18 protein-coding genes and 1 riboswitch are annotated in these 16,580 nt (G+C 69.7%); of the genes, 10 read left to right on the top strand and 8 right to left on the bottom strand.

Translation table 11 applies throughout. The features are described from left to right. The first annotated feature begins 20 nt into the window (after positions 1-20). On the top strand, positions 21-1,004 hold the full coding sequence (locus AC07RM_RS28240; protein WP_495336656.1) for an alpha/beta fold hydrolase: 984 nt from the start codon (positions 21-23) through the stop codon (positions 1,002-1,004). Here the strand turns inward: AC07RM_RS28240 and AC07RM_RS28235 are convergent. From AC07RM_RS28235 to AC07RM_RS28215, 5 genes are all read right to left on the bottom strand, one after another. Then, a complete protein-coding gene (locus tag AC07RM_RS28235; RefSeq protein ID WP_495336655.1) occupies positions 980-1,597 on the bottom strand; it encodes a GNAT family N-acetyltransferase in 618 nt (205 codons plus the stop codon). The two genes, AC07RM_RS28240 and AC07RM_RS28235, sit on opposite strands and share 25 nt — an antisense overlap. Beyond that, the gene (locus AC07RM_RS28230; protein WP_495336654.1) at positions 1,594-2,670 is read right to left on the bottom strand and encodes an alpha/beta fold hydrolase; all 1,077 of its coding nucleotides are present in this window, start codon (positions 2,668-2,670) and stop codon (positions 1,594-1,596) included. Before AC07RM_RS28230 ends, AC07RM_RS28235 begins: the two co-directional genes overlap by 4 nt. Beyond that, a complete protein-coding gene (locus AC07RM_RS28225) occupies positions 2,667-3,089 on the bottom strand; it encodes a hypothetical protein (RefSeq protein WP_495336653.1) in 423 nt (140 codons plus the stop codon). Before AC07RM_RS28225 ends, AC07RM_RS28230 begins: the two co-directional genes overlap by 4 nt. Before the next feature lie 66 nt (positions 3,090-3,155). Continuing rightward, the gene (gene phaP, locus AC07RM_RS28220) at positions 3,156-3,653 is read right to left on the bottom strand and encodes a TIGR01841 family phasin (RefSeq protein ID WP_093348084.1); all 498 of its coding nucleotides are present in this window, start codon (positions 3,651-3,653) and stop codon (positions 3,156-3,158) included. Positions 3,654-3,851: 198 nt separating this feature from the next. Then, the gene (locus AC07RM_RS28215; protein ID WP_495336652.1) at positions 3,852-4,517 is read right to left on the bottom strand and encodes a hypothetical protein; all 666 of its coding nucleotides are present in this window, start codon (positions 4,515-4,517) and stop codon (positions 3,852-3,854) included. A gap of 151 nt (positions 4,518-4,668) precedes the next feature. Continuing rightward, positions 4,669-4,736: riboswitch (S-adenosyl-L-homocysteine riboswitch) on the top strand. A gap of 70 nt (positions 4,737-4,806) precedes the next feature. Between AC07RM_RS28215 and ahcY the strand changes: the two genes are divergently transcribed. The 4 genes from ahcY (at position 4,807) to AC07RM_RS28195 (ending at position 8,597) form a co-directional block, all read left to right on the top strand. Further along, the gene (gene ahcY / locus AC07RM_RS28210) at positions 4,807-6,246 is read left to right on the top strand and encodes an adenosylhomocysteinase (protein WP_093348078.1); all 1,440 of its coding nucleotides are present in this window, start codon (positions 4,807-4,809) and stop codon (positions 6,244-6,246) included. A gap of 9 nt (positions 6,247-6,255) precedes the next feature. Beyond that, complete coding sequence (locus AC07RM_RS28205; RefSeq protein ID WP_495336651.1) at positions 6,256-7,044, top strand: TlyA family RNA methyltransferase; 789 nt, start codon at positions 6,256-6,258, stop codon at positions 7,042-7,044. A gap of 9 nt (positions 7,045-7,053) precedes the next feature. Continuing rightward, positions 7,054-7,878 (top strand): methylenetetrahydrofolate reductase [NAD(P)H], encoded by an 825-nt coding sequence (gene metF / locus AC07RM_RS28200; RefSeq protein WP_398499162.1) that lies wholly within the window; start codon positions 7,054-7,056, stop codon positions 7,876-7,878. A gap of 86 nt (positions 7,879-7,964) precedes the next feature. After that, the gene (locus AC07RM_RS28195; RefSeq protein WP_495336711.1) at positions 7,965-8,597 is read left to right on the top strand and encodes a septal ring lytic transglycosylase RlpA family protein; all 633 of its coding nucleotides are present in this window, start codon (positions 7,965-7,967) and stop codon (positions 8,595-8,597) included. Between the two features lie 16 nt (positions 8,598-8,613). Here the strand turns inward: AC07RM_RS28195 and AC07RM_RS28190 are convergent, their stop codons facing one another. Then, complete coding sequence (locus AC07RM_RS28190; protein WP_093348071.1) at positions 8,614-9,570, bottom strand: 23S rRNA (adenine(2030)-N(6))-methyltransferase RlmJ; 957 nt, start codon at positions 9,568-9,570, stop codon at positions 8,614-8,616. Positions 9,571-9,761: 191 nt separating this feature from the next. Between AC07RM_RS28190 and AC07RM_RS28185 the strand changes: the two genes are divergently transcribed. From AC07RM_RS28185 to mdtD, 5 genes are all read left to right on the top strand, one after another. Beyond that, a complete protein-coding gene (locus AC07RM_RS28185) occupies positions 9,762-10,829 on the top strand; it encodes a hypothetical protein (protein WP_495336650.1) in 1,068 nt (355 codons plus the stop codon). Between the two features lie 192 nt (positions 10,830-11,021). Further along, positions 11,022-11,450, top strand: a complete 429-nt coding sequence (gene rplM, locus AC07RM_RS28180; protein ID WP_057590758.1) for a 50S ribosomal protein L13 — start codon at positions 11,022-11,024, stop codon at positions 11,448-11,450. Between the two features lie 12 nt (positions 11,451-11,462). Beyond that, entirely contained in the window at positions 11,463-11,855 is a 393-nt protein-coding gene (gene rpsI / locus AC07RM_RS28175; RefSeq protein ID WP_093348063.1) for a 30S ribosomal protein S9, read from the top strand. 203 nt (positions 11,856-12,058) lie between these two features. Beyond that, the gene (erpA, locus tag AC07RM_RS28170; protein ID WP_093348061.1) at positions 12,059-12,424 is read left to right on the top strand and encodes an iron-sulfur cluster insertion protein ErpA; all 366 of its coding nucleotides are present in this window, start codon (positions 12,059-12,061) and stop codon (positions 12,422-12,424) included. 88 nt (positions 12,425-12,512) lie between these two features. Continuing rightward, positions 12,513-13,955: a multidrug transporter subunit MdtD gene (gene mdtD, locus AC07RM_RS28165; protein ID WP_093348058.1), complete on the top strand. Its 1,443-nt coding sequence runs from the start codon at positions 12,513-12,515 to the stop codon at positions 13,953-13,955. 1 nt (position 13,956) lies between these two features. On the opposite strand, the gene AC07RM_RS28160 is transcribed toward mdtD, so the two are convergent. After that, positions 13,957-15,087 carry an anhydro-N-acetylmuramic acid kinase gene (locus AC07RM_RS28160; RefSeq protein ID WP_296781113.1) on the bottom strand — a complete coding sequence of 377 codons (1,131 nt, stop codon included), beginning with the start codon at positions 15,085-15,087 and terminating at the stop codon, positions 13,957-13,959. 61 nt (positions 15,088-15,148) lie between these two features. Continuing rightward, on the bottom strand, positions 15,149-16,498 hold the full coding sequence (locus AC07RM_RS28155) for a M23 family metallopeptidase (protein WP_398501344.1): 1,350 nt from the start codon (positions 16,496-16,498) through the stop codon (positions 15,149-15,151). Positions 16,499-16,580: the final 82 nt, after the last annotated feature.

Genomic DNA, 16,580 nt, shown 5'->3' with positions numbered 1-16,580 from the left:
GACGGCGTAGCATCGGCCGCATGCTGGAGGCACTTGGTTCTACATGCGATGGCGCGGGCCGGCTCGACGTGGGCCAGGGCCATCGGTTGCACTGGGAGACCACCGGTGCCGTCGAGGGGCGCGTCGCGCTCGTGCTGCATGGCGGGCCGGGCTCGGGCGGTTCGCCCGCGCTCGCGCGCGGCTTCGATCCACAGCGCTATCGCGTGGTCGCCTTCGATCAGCGCGGTGCGGGGCGCAGCACGCCGCGCGGCGAGACGCGCCACAACCGCACCGAGCTGCTGATCGCCGACATCGAGGCGCTGCGGCGGCACCTGGGCATCGAGCGCTGGCTGGTGGTCGGCGGGTCGTGGGGCGCGACGCTGGCGCTGGCCTATGCGGCGCGTCATCCCGCGGCGGTCGACGGACTGCTGCTGCGCGGGCTGTTCGTGCCGAATGCCTCGGAGTTGCACTGGAGCTTCGAGGGGGCGCGCGCGAGCTATCCCGAAGCATGGTCGCGGCTGGCCGACGCGGTCTCGCTGGCCGAGGGCGCGCCGTTGTTGCCCGCGTTGTGCCGCGTGTTCGCGGACGACGACCTCGCGCCGCAAGCGCGCGCGACGCTCGCCTGGCTGGCCTGGGAGCACGCGCAGGGCGGACAGTCCGGCGCCGCGCCCGAGCCGCAAGGCGATGCGCTGCAACGCGCGATCGATCGCTACAAGGTGATGGCGCACTACCTCGCGCACCGCTGCTGGCTCGCGGACGGCGACGCGGTGGCTTGGGGCGCGCTCGACGCGCTGCGCGACCATCCGGTGCTGTTCCTGCACGGTGAGCTCGACCGGACCTGTCGCCCGGCCGCCGCTCGAGCCGTACAGCGCCTGCTGCCCGCGAGCCGCTTCGAGACCGTGCCCGGCGCGGGCCACGATCCCTTCCATCCCGCGATGGCGCAACGCATGGCGCGCGCGCTCGATGCCTTCGCCGCGCAAGGCCGCTTCGACCCGCCCGTTCAGAACACCTCGGTCACCCCGTAGGCCTGCATCTGCGCCTCGACCTGCGCGACGTCCTGGCACAGCACCACGAGGTCGTGCGCGCGGCCCTCGCGGTCCTTCACGTGCTTGCTCAGCAGTGCCTCGGGCCGGAAGCCCAGCGCCTGGAACACCGCGATCGCGCCGCGCTGGTCCACGGTCATCTGCGCCACCACCTTCTCGTGGCCCTGTTCCATCGCGAGTGCGCAGCCTTCCTGCGCGAGCTGCTGGCCCAGGCCGCTGCCGCGCAGGGCAGGCTCGACCAGCACGCGCAGCTCGGCCACGTGGCGCGACCACGAATGCGGATCGCGGATCACCGCCGCGCAGCCCAGCACCTTGTCGTCGCGCACCGCGAGCACGCTGTCGATGTCGCCGCGCGCGATGGCGCGCACCCAGGCGTCCATCACCTTGGGCTGCGTGATGTCGCGCGGCAGGAACAGCAGGTCGTGCGCAGGCAGCGCCTGCGCGAAGGCCAGCACCGCGCCGGCATCGGCGGCGTCCATGCGGCGCAGCGCGATCTCGCCATCGGCATGCGGCAGCGTGCGCGGATAGAGCCGGGTCGAACCCGGGTTCGTCGAGGTGTCTGCGGCATTCGTCATGTGGATCGCACTCCCAGCCATTCGTCGAGCTTCGGCCACAGCCGGCGCACCGCGTTCGGTCCCGCGGCCAGGCTCACATGGCCCCCCTTGAGCACCACCTCCTCCTTGTCCGCCGATCCGATGCCCGCGATCAGCGGCGCGCCCGCCTCATAGGGAACGATGTGGTCGTGCTGCGCGAGCGCATGCAGCACCGGCACCTCTATGTCGGCGAGGCGCACCGGCCGTCCACCGATCGAGAGCTCGCCTTTCAGCAGCTTGTTGCCCCACATCAGCTCCTTCACGGTCTGGCGGAAGTACTCGCCCGCCAGCGGCAGCATCTCGGCGCCCCAGCGGTCGAACATGCGGTAGGACTTGACGAATTCGTCGTTCGCCATGTTGTCCCACAGCTGCACCAGGCCCGCGCCGCGGCCCGCGGGGCGCAGCATGTCGAAGGAGGCGAACAGCATCTCGGGCGGCACGTTGCCCACGCTGTCCACGAGCCGGTCGACGTCGAAATAACGGCGATCCGACCAGGCATGGAACATGGTCATGCGGCTGAAGTCGATCGGCGTGGTGAACAGCGCGAGGTTCTTCAGCGGCCCGCCCGGATGCAGCGCCGCGTAGAGCGTGGAGAGCACGCCGCCCATGCAGTAGCCGACGATGGTCACGTCCTCCTCGCCCGAGCGCTGCTGCACCCGGCGGATCGAGTCGGGAATGAAGTCGAGCACGTAGTCCTCGATGCACAGCCGCTTCTCCTGCGGCCGCGGCGCGTTCCAGTCCATCATGTAGACGTCGTAGCCCTGCCGCAGCAGGTGCTCGACCATGCTCTGGCCCGGTGCGAGGTCGAGGATGTAGCCCTTGTTGGTGGTGGCCATCACGATCAGCACCGGCACGCGGTAGATCTCGTCGACCATCGGCCGGTAGTGGTAGAGGCTCAGCGTGCCGCGGCGATGGATCTCGTCCTTGGGCGTGAGCCCGACCGCGGGCGTGGCGCTGGTCAGGAAATCCAGGCCCTTGATGTTGCGCTGGATGGTGCGCTCGATCTCGGCGCGCAGGTCGGGCAGCACCGGCAGTTCGGCGGCGGGCGTGCTCATGGGCGCGGGCGGCGGGTGCGGGCCGGGGCTTTCTTCGCGGGAGCGCTCGGTGCGGCCGCGGGCGGCTGCTTCGTGCGCTTCGGCGCCGATGGCCGCGGCGCCGGCGCCGCGCCGCGCGCACCGCTCTCCTCGAGCTGCCGCGAGATCCGCGCCAGGTGATCGTCGATGTGTTGCAGCTGCTCGGAGAGCGCCTGCAGGTCGGCGCGTGTGGGCAGGTTCAGCATCGTGAGCAGCCGCGCCATCAGGTCGCCGAGCGCCTTCTGCGCGCCCAGCGAGGCGTTCATGCCGCCGTGCATGCCCTGTCGGAACGGATCGGAGGCCATGGCCTCGTTGGCGAACGCGTTGGTGCTCTTTTCCCATTGCGCGGTGAGCTCGCGCCAGATCGCCATGGGGTCGAGGGGAGAGGAGGACTGGGTCATGGCCGCACACCGAGGTTCGTCGTCGGAAGGCCGCGCCGTGCGCCGGCGCGGCGCCTGGGCCGCGCGCTACTTGCGCTGCAGCATCTTCGTGACCTCGTCGACGTTCGACTGGATGCGCTGGCGCACCACCTCGAAGGCGTCGGCCTGCGACTTGGCCGCGAGGTTGGCGAGTTCCTTGATGTCGTCGACCGCGCGCTGGAACGACTGGCGGCCGAGCGCGTCGAGCTTGGCGAGGCTTTCCTTCGGATCCTTGCCGGGGATGTCCTTGGCGGCCGCCTGCCAGTCGGTGATCGCGCTCTTGATCATCTCGGTCTGGCGCTGCACCACGGTCTGCAGGCCCTGGAACGACTTCTCGTTGGCCTGCATCAGCGCCTGCAGGTCCTTGCGGCCGCTGTCGAGCAGCTTGCTCGCGCCGTCGGTCATGTTGAGGTTCTGCAGCCGCTCGGCCATGCCCTTGAGCGGGTTGAGCATGTCGGCCGCGCTCGGGGCCGCCTTTCTCTCGGCGCTTCCGCTGCTGCTGCTGGCAGTGGTCTTCTTGGCGGCGGCTTTCTTGGCAGTGGCCATGGTGCGGAATCTCCTGAGGTCGTTGGACAAGATGGTGGCGGGACCGGCCGCGCACGCGCGCGGTCCGCCGCCACGATACGCCGCGGCGACCCTGCCGCGGCGATCGCGGCCGCGGATTTGCCTGGGGGATTTCCCGAAGGGATGGTGTGCGCCACGGCACCGGCGCTCGCCGGAGCGCCGGCGGGTAGCGGCAACGGCTTACATCGGCGGCGTGAAGCCGTCGCGGCCGGCCACCACGCGCAGCGCGGTCGGCGTGCCGTTGCGCTCCTGCGCATTGACCAGCACCTTGGCGCCCGGCACCAGCAGCGCCTCGGTGCCGGCGCGGAAGGTCACGACCGGCACGTCGCGCGGCACGATCACGGTCTTCTCGCCGCCCTTGTAGGACAGGCGCAGCTGCTGCCCGCCGCGCACCGAGCGCGGCGCGGCCGCGAGGTCGGCCACGGTGGCGTTGGTCATGGTGCTCTGCGGTTGCAGGTCCCACGGATAGTGGCCCTCGCCGGTGCCGCGCGCGGCCTCGGGGAACACCACCACCTCGAGCGCCTTCTGCGTGCCGTCGGCCTGCGGCATCGCGGCGGTGCCGATGAAGCTGCCCTTCTTGATGTCGGACAGCTTGATGCGATAGACCTCCGACAGCGGCATGTCCGCGGGCCGCGCGAGGCTCACGACCTCGCCGCCGCGGTCCTTGACGACGAGCTTGCTCGCATCGGCGTAGACCAGCGTGCCGCGCACGCGCACCACGGGTTGCGCGGTCTGCGCCTGCGCGAAGGACAGGCCCGGCAAGGTGGCGAGGCCCAGCAGGGCCGCCGTGCAGAGCGCGCGGCGCGCGGTGGACGACGAGGGAAGGGAAAGGCGGGATGAACGCATCGGAGGGGCTTTCGCGGAAAAGGAATGCAAGCAGCGTTGTACGCCTCGACTCTGAGCCCTGCATGACACGGGGTGTTGGCGCGCCCTCGCGTTCCGTGATGTGGGAAGCCCCGGCCGTTGGCGCCCGTGTCCGGCACGTCTACAATCCGCCGCTTCCGAGGAGCGTTGCAGCGCCGCCAGGCGTGAGGCTCGGACCCATCGCAACCACGCTCATCCGCTGTTCTCGCGGTGAGTCTTTTTCCCCCGACGCAGTGGCCTCGTTCAAACACAGTTCTGGAGTTCACTTCACATGAGCGCTGTTCTCAAGCCCACCCCTGTTTCGTCCGCCGACCAGGCGATCGCCGACCTTTCGCTCGCCGCCTGGGGCCGCAAGGAAATCCGCATCGCGGAAACCGAGATGCCCGGCCTGATGGCCATCCGCGAGGAATTCGCCAAGAGCCAGCCGCTCAAGGGCGCGCGCATCACCGGCTCGCTGCACATGACGATCCAGACCGCGGTGCTGATCGAAACGCTGCAGGCCCTCGGCGCGCAGGTGCGCTGGGCCTCGTGCAACATCTTCTCGACGCAGGACCACGCGGCCGCCGCGATCGCCGCGTCGGGCACGCCGGTGTTCGCGATCAAGGGCGAGTCGCTCAAGGACTACTGGGACTACACCCACGCCATCTTCGACTTCGGTCCCAAGGACTCGAAGGGCGAAGGCCCGAACATGATCCTGGACGACGGCGGCGATGCCACGCTGCTGATGCACCTGGGCCAGCGCGCCGAGAAGGACCTGGGCGTGATCGCCAACCCGGGCAGCGAGGAAGAGCGCATTCTCTTCGCCGCGATCAAGGCCAAGCTGGCCGTCGATGCGACCTGGTACACGCGCAAGTCGGCCGAGATCATCGGCGTGACCGAAGAGACGACCACCGGCGTGCACCGCCTCAACGAGATGAGCGCCAAGGGCACGCTGCTGTTCCGCGCCATCAACGTCAACGACTCGGTCACCAAGAGCAAGTTCGACAACCTCTACGGCTGCCGCGAATCGCTGGTCGACGGCATCAAGCGCGCGACCGACGTGATGATCGCCGGCAAGGTGGCCTGCGTGGCCGGCTATGGCGACGTGGGCAAGGGCTCGGCCCAGGCGCTGCGCGCGCTGTCGGCGCAGGTGTGGGTCACCGAGATCGACCCGATCAACGCGCTGCAGGCCGCGATGGAAGGCTACAAGGTCGTGACCATGGAATACGCGGCCGACAAGGCCGACATCTTCGTGACCACCACCGGCAACAAGGACGTCATCACGCACGACACGATGGCGAAGATGAAGGACCAGGCCATCGTCTGCAACATCGGCCACTTCGACAACGAGATCGACGTCGCGTCGATCGAGAAGTACGAATGGGAAGAGATCAAGCCGCAGGTCGACCACATCACCTTCCCCGACGGCAAGAAGATCATCCTGCTGGCCAAGGGCCGCCTGGTGAACCTGGGCTGCGGCACGGGCCACCCGAGCTTCGTGATGTCATCGTCGTTCGCGAACCAGACCATCGCGCAGATCGAGCTGTTCACCAAGCCCGACGCCTACCAGGCCGGCAAGGTCTACGTGCTGCCCAAGCACCTCGACGAGAAGGTCGCGCGCCTGCACCTGAAGAAGGTTGGCGCCATGCTCACCGAGCTGACCGACGCCCAGGCCGCCTACATCGGCGTGAGCAAGAACGGCCCCTACAAGCCGGACAGCTACCGCTACTGATCGCCGCGCATGCGAGCCGACCAGTTGCTGGTGGAACGCGGCCTCGCCGCCTCGCGCTCGCAGGCCGTGCGGCTCATCGCCGGCGGCATGCGCTGGCGCGATGCGGGCTCGACCGATGCGTGGCGTTCGGTCGTGAAGAACCGCGACGAGGTGCCCGAGTCGGCCGAGCTCGAGCTCGACGACGCGGCCGAGGCGCGCTACGTCTCGCGCGGCGGGCTCAAGCTCGAAGGCGCGCTCGAGGCCAGCGGCGTCGATGCCGCCGGCAAGCTGTGCCTCGACGTGGGCCAGTCGACCGGCGGCTTCACCGACTGCCTGCTGCAGCGCGGCGCCGCACGGGTGGTGGGCATCGACGTCGGCCACGGGCAGCTGCATGCGAAGCTGCGCGAGGACGCGCGCGTGCTCGCCATCGAAGGCGTCAATGCGCGCGCGCTTTCGGCCGATGACCTGCAGGAAGAGGGCGAGGAGCCCTTCGACGAGCGCTTCGACCTGATCGTCGGCGACCTGTCCTTCATCTCGCTCACGCTGGTGCTGCCGGCCGTGGTGCAGTTCCTCGCGGACGACGGCCAGCTGCTGATGCTGGTCAAGCCGCAGTTCGAACTGCAGCCGGGCCAGGTCGGCAAGGGCGGCATCGTGCGCGACGCGGCGATGTACGAGATCGTCGAGAAGCGCCTGCGCGATGCCTGCGCCGCGCTCGAGCTGCGCGTGCTGCGCTGGTTCGACAGCCCGATCGCCGGCGGCGACGGCAACCGCGAGTTTTTCATTCACGCCGTGCGCGCGACGGGCGCGGGCGGTTCCTAGGAGACGCAGGTGCGCCTTCCGCTGAGTTTCGAATTCTTCCCGACCAAGACGCCCGAAGGCGCGGTCAAGCTGCGCGCGGCGCGCCAGCAGCTCTATGCGCGCAAGCCCGAGTTCTGCTCGGTCACCTACGGCGCGGGCGGCTCCACCCACCAGGGCACCTTCGGCGCGGTGCAGGAGATCCTGTCCGAAGGCGTGGACGCGGCCAGCCATTTCTCGTGCATCGGCGCCACGCGCGAGACGGTGCGCGCGCAGCTTTCCGAGCTCAAGGCCATGGGCGTGAAGCGGCTGGTCGCGCTGCGCGGCGACCTGCCCAGCGGCTACGGCGCCGGTGGCGAGTTCCAGTACGCGAGCGACCTCGTGGCCTTCATCCGCGCGGAGACCGGCCGCGACTTCCACATCGAGGTGGCCTGCTATCCCGAGGTGCATCCGCAGGCGCGTTCGCCCGAGGCCGACCTGCAGGCCTTCGCGGCCAAGGTGAAGGCCGGCGCCGATTCGGCGATCACGCAGTACTTCTTCAGCGCCGACGCCTACTTCCGCTTCGTCGACGAGGCGCGCGCGCTCGGCATCGACACGCCGATCGTGCCCGGCATCATGCCGATCACCAGCTCGACGCAGCTGATGCGCTTCTCGGACGCCTGCGGCGCCGAGATCCCGCGCTGGATCCGGCTGCGGCTGCAGGCCTTCGGCGACGACACGGCCTCGATCAAGGCCTTCGGCCTCGATGTCGTGACCGACCTGTGCGCGCGGCTGCGCGAGGGCGGCGTGCCGGCGCTGCACTTCTACACGATGAACCAGTCGGCGGCCACGCTGGCTGTATTGGAGCGCCTGGATTGAGAGGGGCGGCGCGGGCGCCAGGCTCGCTGCGCGCGGGGCTTCGCGCCGCGCTCGTGGCCTGCACCTGCGCGCTCGCGGGCTGCGCCATGCCGCCGGCGACCGAGGGCGGCACGGCGTCGGGCACCGTGGCGCAGGAGAGCCTGTCGCCGATCCCGCGCCAGTTGACCGTGCCGCCCGGCGCCGAGCCGCGTTCGAACGTGCCCTCGGTGCGCTACGACCTCGCGGTGACCGGGCCCGATGAGCTGCCGAGCGATGGCCTGCCGGGCGACGAACCGCGCGGCGAGATCTTCGAGCGCGGCGGGGCCTCGTGGTACGGCATCCAGTTCCACCAGCGCCGCACCGCCAGCGGCGAGCGCTTCGACATGGGCGCCCTGACGGCCGCGCACAAGACCCTGCCCTTCAACACCCGCGTGTGCGTGCGCAGCCTCGTCAACGGCAAGGAAGTGCTGGTGCGCGTGAACGACCGCGGCCCCTACACGCAGGGCCGCGTGATCGACCTGAGCCGCGCCGCGGCCGACCGCATCGGGCTCGCGAGCCTGGGCATCAAGCAGGTGGCGCTGACCGTCATCGACCGCGAAGGCATGCGCTGCGATGGCGAACTGGCGCAGCCGGGCGAGACCGACACGCCGTCGCTCGACGTGGCGCCGGTGCGGCCGCAGGCCCAGCCCGCGGCGGCCCGCAAGGCGCCGGCGCGGCGCGCGCCGGTACGGCGACGCTGAACGGCCGCCGCGCGGATCAGCCCGCGGCTTCGACCGTGAAGCCGGCGTTGCGGTCCTGTCCCAGCTTCTGCACCAGCTGCGGCAGCGCGGCCTCGAGCAGCGGCTTGAGCGTGTAGGGCGGGTTGATCAGGAACATGCCGCTGGCCGGCAGGCCCGGGCGGCGCGTTTCGCCGCTGGGCGCGGTCGTGATCTTGCTCGACTTGACCGTCAGCGTGACGTTGAGCGAGGACTTGCCGGCCTTGGTGGCCAGCGTCTTGAGGCGGCGCGGCAGGTCGTGCGCCTCGGGCCGCGGAATGATCGGGTACCAGACCGCGTAGGTGCCGGTGGCGAAGCGCTTGAGCGCCTCGGCCGCGAAATCGAGCACCCGGCCGTAGTCGGTCTTGAGCTCGTAGCTCGGGTCCATCAGCACCAGCGCGCGCCGCGAGGGCGGCGGCAGGAACTTGGTCGCGCTGCCGAAGCCGTCCTCGTGCAGCACCGCGATCTGGCGTCCGGCCTCGAGCTGCGCGATGTTGGCCGTGAGCGTGCGGCTGTCGGTGGGATGCAGCTCGAACAGCTTGAGCCGGTCGTGGTCGCGCAGCAGGTGCTGCACGATGAACGGCGAGCCCGGATAGACGCGGGCGCCGCCCTTGGCATTGAAGTCGTGGATCACCTCGAGGTAGCGCGCGAGCGCATCGGCCAGCGGAGCCTCGGCTTCCTTGGCCGCCTTCTTGGCGGCCGCGGTCGTTGCGGGAGCGGGCGCCGGGGCCGGCGCGGCCTTGGGGTCGGCGACCAGGCGCAGCACGCCCTCGGCGGCCTCGCCGCTGGTGCCCGCGTAGTCGCCATCGAGCCGGTACAGGCCCGCGCCCGCGTGCGTGTCGACCACCGTCAGGGCGGTCTCCTTTTCGAGCATGTGATCGAGCGTGGCGATCAGCACCATGTGCTTGAGCACGTCGGCGTGATTGCCGGCATGGAAGGCGTGGCGGTAGCTGAACATGAGAAAAAATACCTAAAAGGTGGAGGCATGCAGCCGGCGGCATCGCTAGACTCGCGCGCCGGAAACATTAATTAACAAGAGGGGCGCAAATGCGTGGAGCAGGGTGGAGATTCTGGGGCCTGTGCGCGGGTGCGGGCGTGCTGTCTATTTTGACGGGGTGCGCGTCGGTCACCCAGGGCACCGAGCAGCCGGTGAAGGTCGAGACCTTCACCGCGAAGGGAGAGACCCTGGTGGGGGCCGATTGCCGGCTGTCGAACGACAAGGGCAGCGCTTCGGTGCTGTCGGGGCAGAGCGCCCTGGTGCGCCGCTCGGGTGGCAACCTGATGATGCGTTGCGAGCTGAGCGGCCAGCCCGCGGCCACGGGCCAGGCGGTGTCGCGCGCCAATGCCGGGCTGGCCGGCAACATCCTGCTCGGCGGGGTGCTGGGCGCGGCCGTCGACGTGGGCACCGGCGCGGCCTACACCTACCCGACCTGGGTCCGGCTGGTGTTCGGCGAGGACCGCCTCTACGACCGTGGCGATCACCGCGACAACACCGTGGCGGCGGGTACCGTGGTGCGGTCGAATCTGCCGGCCACGGCCGAGCGCAAGGAGGAGGCGGCGGTCGTGGCGGCGACGCCCGTTGCCGCGCCGTTGCCGGCATCTCCTCCAGCGCCAGCGCCGACGCCTCCCGTTGTGGCGCCGTCACCGGCTCTCGCGGCCGCGAAGCCCCAGGGCCCTCTCGCGCTCCGCCAGGGCAATTCGCTCGAATACGCGTTGATCGACGGCTTCACGCAGGTCCGCACGCCGGTGCACTATCGCGTCGACCGCATCGACGGCGACCGCATTCTGTTCAACCAGGGGGCCAGGATCGAGAAGGCCGATGGCCAGCTCGTCTCGGTGTCCTCGCCGGCCGGCGGGCTGTTCGACTCGGCCTCGCCGCCCGATGGGTGGGGCCGGCCGGCGCTCGCGCCGGGCATGCGCTGGCGCAGCGAATACACCGCCTCCAACGGCGAGAAGGCGCGCTTCGAGCTCGACGCCTCGGTGGTCGGCACCAGCCGCCTCACCGTCGACGGCGCGGACCTGACCGTGCAGCAGATCGCCTACCAGGGCTGGATGTTCGCCGCCGTGGGCAACGGGCCGGCGCAGGCGCTGCCTTTCAAGGCGACGGCCTACTACTCGCCGGACATGGCGCGGGTGGTCCGCTTCGAGGCCGAATACCGTCGCGTCTACCTGGGGATGGCCCGGGAAACGCTGGAACTGGTGCGGGTCTGGCGCTGAGGGCGAACCGGGCGTCGGGAGGCGTCCGGCGGGAAAATTGCCCGCCAACCCCGATTCTTCGTATAATCGCGGGCTTCGCAGCGTTTTTGTGGCCCCGCGGCGAAGTACTTCCACCACCTAAGAGATTCCCACCAGAGGAAAACCGACCGTGGAAAAGGGCCCGCCAAACCCTCTTAAGAAAAGAGAAATCTCATGACCACGTTCAGCGCAAAACCCGCTGACGTGAAGCACGAGTGGTTTGTGATTGACGCGACCGACAAGGTCCTCGGACGGGTAGCCAGCGAAGTTGCCCTCCGTCTGCGCGGCAAGCACAAGGCCATTTATACGCCTCACGTCGATACCGGTGACTTCATCGTCATCATCAATGCAGCACAGCTGCGCGTCACCGGCGCCAAGTCCATCGACAAGGTGTACTACCGTCACTCGGGTTACCCGGGCGGCATCACGGCGACGAACTTCCGCGACATGCAGTCGAAGCACCCCGGCCGCGCGCTGGAGAAGGCCGTCAAGGGCATGCTGCCCAAGGGCCCGCTCGGCTACGCCATGATCAAGAAACTCAAGGTGTACGGTGGTGCAGAGCATCCGCACACCGCCCAACAGCCCAAAGTGCTGGAACTGTAAGGAGCCTTGAGAATGATTGGTGAATGGAACAACGGCACCGGCCGTCGCAAATCCAGCGTCGCTCGCGTGTTCCTGAAGAAGGGCACCGGCAAGATCACGGTCAACGGCAAGGACATCCAAGCGTTCTTCGGCCGCGAGACCTCGATCATGATCGCCAAGCAACCGCTGGCGCTGACGAACAACCTCGAAGCCTTCGACGTCATGGTGAACGTGCACGGCGGTGGCGAATCGGGTCAGGCCGGCGCAACCCGCCACGGCATCACCCGCGCGCTGATCGACTACGACGCGAGCCTCAAGCCGGTGCTGAGCCAGGCCGGCTTCGTCACCCGCGATGCGCGTGAAGTCGAACGTAAGAAGGTCGGTCTGCACTCCGCACGCCGCCGCAAGCAGTTCTCGAAGCGCTGATCTCCAGCCTTCGGCCTGCCGAGAAAACCGCCTTCGGGCGGTTTTTTCATGGGCATCGCGGCTCGAGCCGGCCTTGCCCTCGTGTGGTTGCGACCCCACTTGCATTGGGTGCACCGCCTGCAGCCCCGGCTCCAAAGCCCGCATTGCAGTAGCATTCCCTCCCTTGGCCGCATGTTCCGGCCCCTCTCCAGGAGTTTCCCCTCATGAGCGCCCTTGCCGAAAACATCCAGACCCAGATGCCCGAACCGATCGTCTTCACCGACAGCGCGGCCGCCAAGGTGGCCGACCTGATCGCCGAAGAAGGCAATCCCGACCTCAAGCTGCGCGTGTTCGTCCAGGGTGGCGGCTGCTCGGGCTTCCAGTACGGCTTCACCTTCGACGAGATCACCAACGAAGACGACACGACCATGACCAAGAACGGCGTGTCGCTGCTGATCGATGCCATGAGCTACCAGTACCTGGTCGGCGCCGAGATCGACTACAAGGAAGACCTGCAGGGCGCCCAGTTCGTGATCAAGAACCCGAACGCCACCAGCACTTGCGGCTGCGGCTCCAGCTTCTCGGCCTGATCCGACCGATGGTGCCTGCCCACAGCGCACCGTCCCCCCACCAAGCCGCCTCCGGGCGGCTTTTTGCTTTGCGCCTTCATCTCAGCCCATGCCGCCCGACACCGCCGTAGCCAACACCGCCGTCGCCCCCGCCCGCAAGAGCCTGCTGTGGCTCGTGGCGGTGGGCTTCTTCATGCAGACGCTGGACGCCACCATCATCAACACGGCGCTGCCGGCGATGGCGGCCAGCCTCGGCGAGAGCCCGCTGCGCATGCAGTCGGTGGTGGTGGCCTATGCGCTGACGATGGCGATGCTGATCCCGGCCTCGGGCTGGATCGCCGACCGCTTCGGCACGCGGCGCGTGTTCTTCGCGGCCATCGTGCTGTTCGCGCTGGGCTCGGTGCTGTGCGCGCTCTCGCACGGGCTGGGCCAGCTGGTGGCCGCGCGCGTGGTGCAGGGGCTCGGCGGCGCGCTGCTGCTGCCGGTGGGGCGGCTGGCGCTGCTGCGCACCGTGCCGCGCGGTGAATTCCTGCAGGCGATGAGCTTCGTGGCCATTCCCGGCCTGATCGGGCCGCTGCTCGGGCCCACGCTGGGCGGCTGGCTGGTGCAGTACGCGTCGTGGCACTGGATCTTCCTGATCAACGTGCCGGTGGGCCTGGCCGGCTGCATCGCCACCCTGCGCTTCATGCCCGACCTGCGCGGTGCCGCGCTGCGGCGCTTCGATGGCGTGGGCTACGGCCTGCTGGCCTTCGGCATGGTGGCGATCTCGCTCTCCCTCGACGGCGTGGCCGAGCTCGGCCTGCGCCAGGGCGGCGTGATGGTGGTGCTGGTCTTCGGCTTCGCGAGCGTGGCGGCCTACTGGCTGCGCGCGGCGCGCACGCCCGAGCCGCTGTTCGCGCCCTCGCTGTTCAAGGTGCCGACCCTGAGCATCGGCCTGCTCGGCAACCTGTTCTCGCGCCTGGGCAGCAGCTGCATGCCCTTCCTGGTGCCGCTGCTGCTGCAGGTGTCGATGGGCTATTCGCCGGTGCGCGCGGGGCTGATGATGCTGCCGGTGGCACTGGCCGGCATGGCGATGAAGCGCTTCGCCACCTCGCTGATCACGCGCCACGGCTACCGCCAGGTGCTGGTGGTCAACACGGTGCTGGTGGGGCTCGCGATGGCCAGCTTCGGCCTCACGGCGCCGGGCCAGCCCGTCGCGCTGCACGTGCTGCAGCTGCTGTTCTTCGGCGCGGTCAATTCGCTGCAGTTCACGGCGATGAACACCATCACCCTCAAGGACCTCGACGGCAGCATGGCCAGCAGCGGCAACAGCCTGCTGTCGATGGTGCAGATGCTCGCGATGAGCATGGGCGTGGCCGCTGCGGGCGCGGTGCTGGCGGGCTACAACGGCATCTTCGGCACCGACACCGCGGTGCGCACGCTCGATGCCTTCCAGGCCACTTTCGCCAGCATGGGCCTGATCACGGTGGCTTCCGCGCTCATCTTCTGGCATCTACCGGCGGAAGTGCGGGCGCCACGGCCCGCGCAGCCCGAGGTCTCCGGCCAGGGCTGAGTCAGGCCGGGTAGATCGCGCCCAGCACGCGCGCGCCGCGCGCGCCGGTCACGCTGGCGAGGTTGCCGCTCTCGCGCCGCACCGTGGCGCGCGCCAGCCAGGCGAAGGCGGCCGCCTCGACCTGCTGCGGCGGCAGGCCGCGTTCGTTCGAGGCCACCACGGCAATGCCCGGCAGCAGGGCGCGCAGCCGCGACAGCAGGTGGCCGTTGAGCGCGCCGCCGCCGCAGACGATCAGCAGCTTGCTCTCGTTGCCGTAGCGCAGGAGGTCTGCCGCGCAGGTGCTGGCCGTCAGCTCGGCCAGCGTCGCCTGCACATCGACCGGGGCGTCGGCCGCGCCGGTGCCCACGTGCGCGGCCAGCCATTCGGGATTGAACAGGTCGCGCCCCGTGCTCTTGGGCGGGGCCTTGGCGAAGAAGGGCTCGCCCTGCAGCCGCGCGAGCAGTTCGGGCAGCACCTTGCCGCTCGCGGCCCACTGGCCGTCGAGGTCGAAGGGCTGGCCGTGGTAGCGCTGGCACCAGTGGTCCATCAGCGCATTGCCGGGGCCGCAGTCGAAGCCCAGCACCACCGCGCCCTCGGGCGCGTCGCTGGCCGGCAGCAGGCTCAGGTTCGAGATGCCGCCGAGGTTCAGCACCGCGATCGGCTCGCCGGGCCCGGCGAACAGCGCCCGATGGAAGGCCGGCACCAGCGGCGCGCCCTGGCCGCCGGCCGCGAGGTCGCGGCTGCGGAAGTCGGCCACCACGTCGATGCCGCAGAGCTCGGCCAGCAGCGAAGGGTTGTTGAGCTGCAGCGTGTAGCCGACCTCGTCGAATTCGCCGGGCCGATGGCGCACGGTCTGGCCATGCACGCCGACGGCACGCACCGCGCCGGGTTCGAGGCCGGCATCGGCCAGCAGTTGCTCGACCACGCCCGCGTAGACGCGCGCCAGCCCGTTGCCGGCCAGCGCCGCGCGGTGCAGTTCGTTGTCGCCCGGGGTGTTGAGGGCCATCAGCTCGCCGCGCAGGCCGACCGGGAAGGGAGCGGTGGCGTAGCCGGTGACCGAGATCCCGCCGTCGGAGAAGTCGGCGAGCACGCCGTCCACGCCATCGAGCGAGGTGCCCGACATCAGTCCGATGTAGAGATCGCCGGTGGCCATGGGGCTGGGGGAGCTGCCGGATGCGCCGGCGCTTCTATATAGAGAGGAGGAGCGCGATCGCTCAGTCCGCGCTGGCCTGCACCACCGAGAACGCGGCGGCCAGTTCGTTGCGCGCGCCGACGGCGATGCGCTCGAAGGCCGGGCGCAGCGCGGCGGTGATCGGGGCGCCGCCTTCCTGCGCGATCGAGGTCGGGTTCTGGTAGACGCCGTTGACCCGGAATTCGAAGTGCAGGTGCGGACCGGTGGCCCAGCCCGTGGAGCCCACGGCGCCGACGGTCTGGCCCTGGCTCACGCTCTGGCCGGCCTTGACGTCGATGCGGCTCAGGTGCGCATAGGCCGTCTGCTGGTTGTTGCGGTGGTTGATGATGACGATGTTGCCGTAGCCGTTCTGCGTGCCGGCGAAGTCGACCGTGCCGTCGCCGACCGTGCGCACCGCGGTGCCGGTGGGCGCCGCGTAGTCGATGCCGTTGTGCTGGCGCCAGCTGTTGAGGATCGGATGCATGCGCATCGCGAAGCCGCTCGACACGCGCGTGAATTCCACCGGCGTCGCCAGGTAGGCCTTGCGCAGGCTGTCGCCGTTCGGGCGGTAGTAGCTGCCCTTCTGGCCCGCGCCCGGCGGCTGGAACCACACGGCCTGGTGGATCTTGCCGTTGTTCTCGAACTCGGCCGAGAGCACGCGGCCGCTGCGCAGCGCCTGGCCGTCGGCCTCGAAGGTCTCGTAGACCACGGCGAAGCGGTCGCCCTTGCGCAGTTGGCGCACGTCGACGTCGCCCGCGAAGATGTCGGCCAGCTGGCTCGCGACGCCATCGGGGATGCGCGCTTCGTCGGTGGCGGCGAACAGCGAGCTGCGGATGGTGCCGCTGGCCAGGCGGGCGCCCGGCGTGAGGGTGTCGCGCTCGGTCAGGGCCACGAAGCCCACGGGCGTGCGCTCGATCACGAAGCGCTTGAAGCCGCCGTCGCCGTCGGGAATCCAGCGTGCGCTGAGCTTCTTGAGCTGGTTGTCCTGCGTGGCCTCGGCGGTTACGGTGCGGCCGGCGCGCGCGAACAGCGCGGAACGGGCCTCGCCGCTGCCGCGCACGAAGGCGCTGGCGACCGGGTCGGAGATGCCCAGGCGCTTGAGCAGCGCCTCGGCGGTGTCGCTCGAGCGGGTGACGTCGGTGCGGAACAGCGTGAAGCTGAAGTCCTCGAGCGACGTGGCCTGTTCGGCGAACGACAGGGGGGCGGAAGTGGCTTCGAGCACCTGGTGGACCGGGAGGTCCGAGGCGTCGGGTCCGAGCGAAGCCACGGCGAGGGTTCCGGCGCTCAGCAGAGCCGCCGCGATGATCGCGGTGATCTGCTTGGGGTAGGTCCGGAACGTATAAGCCACGCGAGAAGCGAGAAGCTCCTCGGCGGCAAGAATGCCGTTGATCAAACTATGAATTCCAGCTCAGGTTTCTGCAGATCCGCGCTGCAGAGCCCAGAGCGGTCAGGGCGGCAGGACGGTGCGGAAAAAG

The organism is Variovorax sp. GW821-FHT09B05, assembly GCF_059418265.1.
This window is presented reverse-complemented; position numbering and strand designations above follow the sequence as displayed.

Coding starts and splice junctions, on each gene's coding strand:
- erpA (WP_093348061.1), top strand. CDS start 12,059: ATGAGCGCCCTTGCCGAAAACATCCAGACCCAGATGCCCGAACCGATC.
- AC07RM_RS28225 (WP_495336653.1), bottom strand. CDS start 3,089: ATGACCCAGTCCTCCTCTCCCCTCGACCCCATGGCGATCTGGCGCGAG.
- AC07RM_RS28230 (WP_495336654.1), bottom strand. CDS start 2,670: ATGAGCACGCCCGCCGCCGAACTGCCGGTGCTGCCCGACCTGCGCGCC.
- AC07RM_RS28240 (WP_495336656.1), top strand. CDS start 21: ATGCTGGAGGCACTTGGTTCTACATGCGATGGCGCGGGCCGGCTCGAC.
- AC07RM_RS28215 (WP_495336652.1), bottom strand. CDS start 4,517: ATGCGTTCATCCCGCCTTTCCCTTCCCTCGTCGTCCACCGCGCGCCGC.
- AC07RM_RS28190 (WP_093348071.1), bottom strand. CDS start 9,570: ATGTTCAGCTACCGCCACGCCTTCCATGCCGGCAATCACGCCGACGTG.
- rplM (WP_057590758.1), top strand. CDS start 11,022: ATGACCACGTTCAGCGCAAAACCCGCTGACGTGAAGCACGAGTGGTTT.
- AC07RM_RS28205 (WP_495336651.1), top strand. CDS start 6,256: ATGCGAGCCGACCAGTTGCTGGTGGAACGCGGCCTCGCCGCCTCGCGC.
- mdtD (WP_093348058.1), top strand. CDS start 12,513: ATGCCGCCCGACACCGCCGTAGCCAACACCGCCGTCGCCCCCGCCCGC.
- AC07RM_RS28195 (WP_495336711.1), top strand. CDS start 7,965: ATGCCGCCGGCGACCGAGGGCGGCACGGCGTCGGGCACCGTGGCGCAG.
- phaP (WP_093348084.1), bottom strand. CDS start 3,653: ATGGCCACTGCCAAGAAAGCCGCCGCCAAGAAGACCACTGCCAGCAGC.
- rpsI (WP_093348063.1), top strand. CDS start 11,463: ATGATTGGTGAATGGAACAACGGCACCGGCCGTCGCAAATCCAGCGTC.
- AC07RM_RS28235 (WP_495336655.1), bottom strand. CDS start 1,597: ATGACGAATGCCGCAGACACCTCGACGAACCCGGGTTCGACCCGGCTC.
- AC07RM_RS28160 (WP_296781113.1), bottom strand. CDS start 15,087: ATGGCCACCGGCGATCTCTACATCGGACTGATGTCGGGCACCTCGCTC.
- ahcY (WP_093348078.1), top strand. CDS start 4,807: ATGAGCGCTGTTCTCAAGCCCACCCCTGTTTCGTCCGCCGACCAGGCG.